At 59.8% G+C, this 4,134-nt stretch carries 2 protein-coding genes and 1 pseudogene; all 3 read left to right on the plus strand.

Annotation, left to right across the window (positions count from 1 at the left end):
- Positions 1-161 precede the first annotated feature (161 nt).
- The gene (locus B5V00_RS16660; protein ID WP_085011937.1) at positions 162-1,445 is read left to right on the plus strand and encodes a multicopper oxidase domain-containing protein; all 1,284 of its coding nucleotides are present in this window, start codon (positions 162-164) and stop codon (positions 1,443-1,445) included.
- A gap of 27 nt (positions 1,446-1,472) precedes the next feature.
- Positions 1,473-2,798: a multicopper oxidase domain-containing protein gene (locus B5V00_RS16665; protein WP_085011938.1), complete on the plus strand. Its 1,326-nt coding sequence runs from the start codon at positions 1,473-1,475 to the stop codon at positions 2,796-2,798.
- A 17-nt stretch (positions 2,799-2,815) separates the two neighbouring features.
- Positions 2,816-4,134 (plus strand): annotated as a pseudogene (locus B5V00_RS16670) (hypothetical protein); the annotation flags it as partial.

Here is a 4,134-nt window from a genome sequence, read left to right on the forward strand (position 1 = left end):
CACCACCACGGCCTTGGTTCGCGTGACCGCCAAAGATGCGGTAACCGGACAATGGCTGAGCAGAGATGATTCCGACGCACCCTTCACGATCCAATAACCCTGACTACTAAGGCAGAGCCCTGCCGGGCTATCCCCGGCAGGGCAATTGAAAGGAGTTCCAGATGAGTTGCAAACGATTTCTGACAGTCCTGCCGCTGATCGCCCTCCTGCTCCTGGTCGGGGTGGGGTCTTCACAGGCGGTTTATCGCCAGCAGTGTCCGCCCGATACCGACGGGGTTGATACTGACGGTGACGGCATTGTTGACAATGACAATATCTGTGTCCAGATCGGCGGCGGTGATGGTTATGCCGTCATGGGGGATGGCCGCCACCTCTACACCTTCGGGTTTTCGGCCTTCGGGGGGCCCTACACCCCCGACGATGTCGTCAACGGCACCGCGCCTGATCCGGCTGATGCCGGCAACATGTGGAGTGACGCGACCAACCCCGGGCTGGTCCTGGGGGCCAATTTCCCGGCGCCGACCATGCACTTCAAGCAGGGCCAGAAGGTCTTTCTCACCCTGCACAATGTCGGCATGCTGATCCGTCCGGACCTGTTTGACCCGCATACGGTTCATTATCACGGGTTTCCGAACGTGGCGGCGATTTTCGACGGTCTGCCCGATTCAGCGGTTTCGATCAACATGGGGTCGAGCATGACCTACTTCTACAACCTCGTCGAGCCCGGCACCTACATGTACCATTGTCATGTCGAGGCGACCGAACACATGCAGATGGGGATGCTCGGCAACTTCTACGTCGATCCGATCCAGGACAACGGGTCCCCGATTACCGTGAACGGGAAACCGTACAGCAAGTTCGCCTACAATGATATCAACGGGGCGACCGGTTACGATGTGATGATGCCCCTGCAGATCCATTCGTTTGACCCGGTCTTCCATACCGAGGATGAAACCGTTCAACCCCTGTCCTTTTCCACCATGCGTGACGTCTACCCGATGTTCAACGGACGGGGATACCCGGATACGGTCAATGAACTCACGCCGACCGCCAATCCGGGCGACATCGACCTGATCCTGAACAAGGAAGGAAACTTCGCCCAGGGCATGCCGGCGTTGATCAAGGCGACCGCCGGTGACCGGGTCCTGCTCCGTGTGACCAGCCTGTCAACCACGGAACATTTTACCGTCATCTCCCCCAGTATCCCGATGAAGGTGGTCGGCAACGGCGCGCAGATCATGCGCACCAACGGTGACCCGACCGGGACCGATCTCTTCTACATGACCAATTCCATTCGTCTGGGCGGCGGTGAGGCGACGGACGTCATTCTTGACACCACCGGGGTGGCGCCAGGAACCTATTTCGTCTACTCCCGCAACCTCGAACAGCTCAGCAACAACCAGGAAGATTTCGGCGGCATGATGACCGAAATCATCATTCAGTGATAACAGACTGCCCGATTGGAGGATGTGATGCATAGACCAACAAGCAAAAACTGGAGCAGGCTGCTGCTGGTGGCGGGTTTGTTGCTGCTGTGGGTTGCCGGCACAGCCCAGGCCAAGGTGACGGGAATTTCAGGAACCTTTTTCGACTTTACCGCCAAGACCGACCATATCAGCACCGGTGAGGGGAACAGCCTGCTTATCTACGGCTACAGCATCGCCGGCAGTCGCGCCCAGTACCCCGGGCCGACCCTGATCGTCAACCAGGGTGATACCATAACGATCCGCCTGACCAACAACCTGCCGGTGTCGACTTCGATCATTTTTCCCGGGCATAAAGCGGTCGCTTCCGGGGGAACGGCGGGTATCCTGACCCAGGAGGCCGCTCCCGGCGGGGTTGTGACCTATTCCTTTGTCGCCGATCAGCCCGGAACCTATCTCTATCAAAGCGGCACCAACCCGGCCCTGCAGATGAACATGGGCCTGGTCGGGGCGATTATCGTCCGGCCGACAGGGTTTGACCCGGCGGCACCGACCGCCTATGGAGACGCTTCAACGGCCTATGATTACGAGGTGCTTTTCCTGCAGACCGACATGGATTCAACCTACAACGAGCTGGTCGAGTTCGGTCGCAGTGCGGAAATCAACCTCAACGATTTCCATGCCACCTACTGGTTCCTCAACGGTCGCAACGGTCCTGACACACTGCTGCCCGACAATGTCAGCTGGCTGCCGACTCAGCCCTACAACTGTCTGCCGCGGATTCATCCCGGAGACAAGATCCTGATCCGCTGGGTCGGGGCGAGTCGCGATGCTCATCCGCTGCATACCCACGGCAACAACTTCAGGCTGATTGCCAGGGATGGCCGGCTGTTGTCGAGCGGCCCCGGCAACGGTGCCGACCTGGCGGTCTCCGACTACACCCAGACCGTCAACCCCGGAGAGACCTACGAGGGGATCTTCACCTGGACCGGCGCCGCGATGGACTGGGACATGTACGGTCATACCGCGGCGGACAACATCACCCTGACCGACCTCGTCAATAATGAGACCGGTGCCGCCGGTCCTGACGGGTTCGACGACAACACCTACGAGTACGTCGCCGACCATGAAAAACCGATGCCGGTGACCCTGCCGGGCATCCAGGAGCTGACCTTCAGCCCCTTCTACAGCGGCAGCCCCTACCTCGGCGGCGGCGCCTTCCTGCCGCCCGGAGAGGGCGGATTCAACCAGCATGGCGGCTATTACTACATGTGGCATTCGCACAATGAGAAAGAGCTGACCAACAACAATATCTTCCCTGGCGGGATGCTCACCTTCCTGATCGTTGAGCCGCCCGGCGTGGCCATTCAGTAGGAAAGGGGGAACACGGTATGAAACAATCCAAGAGGAACAAGGTGTTCAGCCTCATTCTTGCCACGCTGCTGTTCAGCATCTGCTGGGCGGGGACCGCGCTGGGGCTCACTCTCAACCTGGTCGCCGAGCAGGCGACTGTCACCATGGCTGATGGCAATACCATCACCATGTGGGGTCTGCGCGACACTGCGGATACGGCCCATCCGGCGGGGGCCTGGAAAATCCCGGTGTTCAATATCACCCTGCCGGATACGTTGACCATCAACCTGACCAACAACCTCCCTGCCGACACGGCCAGCCTGGTGAAGCCGACCTCGCTGATGATCCCCGGCCTGCGGGAGGACGCCATGTCGCCGGTCTGGACCGACGGCTTCAGCGGGGCCCGCACCAGTGTCTCCCAGCGGGTCCGTTCTCTCAACCGGGAAGCGGGCAACGGCGGCGGCAGCCAGACTTACACCTGGAGCAACCTGCGGCCCGGCACCTTCATCATCCAGAGCGCCACCCACCAGGCCCTGCAGGTGCAGATGGGCCTCTACGCGGTACTGGTTGTTCATCCGGCGACCGCCGGCCAGGCCTATGTGCCGACGGCTACGGTACCGGCCGCGGAGGTGACCTACACCACTGAGCATGTCCTCGTTTTCAGTGAGATCGACAAGGCCCTGCATGACGCGGTGCTTGCCGACGACTATGGACCCGGCAAGCTCTATACCAGCACCATGAACTATCATCCGTCCTACTACCTGATCAACGGTCAGCCTGCTGCGCTCGGTGCCCAGCAGATTCCCATCGGCTCCAATACCGATGATATCCTGCTGCGCCTGGTCAATACCGGCTACCAGACCAAGATCCCGACCTTCCAGGGGCAGGATGTCCGGCTGCTGGGGCAGGACGGGTTCCTCGCCCCCTACACCCACATGCAGTATTCAGTGGAATTGACTCCCGGCAAAACCAGGGATGTCATTCTCAGCAAGCCGAATACTCCGGTCGTCAAGTTCTATGATTCGCGGATGTCGATTTCGGCAGCCGGGGCGCCCGGTGGTGGATTGCTGGCGGATCTGCTGGTCAGTTTTGCGAATATGACCGTGTTGACCCCGAATGGTGGGGAAGCTTTGCTGAGCGGTACTCAAGCCGCCGTTGAATGGTCTGCATTTTCTGGGAATGCGAACTACACAGTTCTCTACTCCCTCGATACTGGTGCGTCTTGGACCGTCATCCAGAGTGGAGTAGCTGGTACCAGTTTACAATGGCAGGTGCCGAACACACCAACGGCCACGGCCCTGGTTCGCGTGACCGCCAAAGATGCCGTAACCGGGCAATGGTTGAGCAGAGATGATTC

It is taken from the genome of Geothermobacter hydrogeniphilus, from assembly GCF_002093115.1.
Classification (GTDB): Bacteria; Desulfobacterota; Desulfuromonadia; order Desulfuromonadales; family Geothermobacteraceae; genus Geothermobacter_A; species Geothermobacter_A hydrogeniphilus.

Coding starts and splice junctions, on each gene's coding strand:
- B5V00_RS16660 (WP_085011937.1), top strand. CDS start 162: ATGAGTTGCAAACGATTTCTGACAGTCCTGCCGCTGATCGCCCTCCTG.
- B5V00_RS16665 (WP_085011938.1), top strand. CDS start 1,473: ATGCATAGACCAACAAGCAAAAACTGGAGCAGGCTGCTGCTGGTGGCG.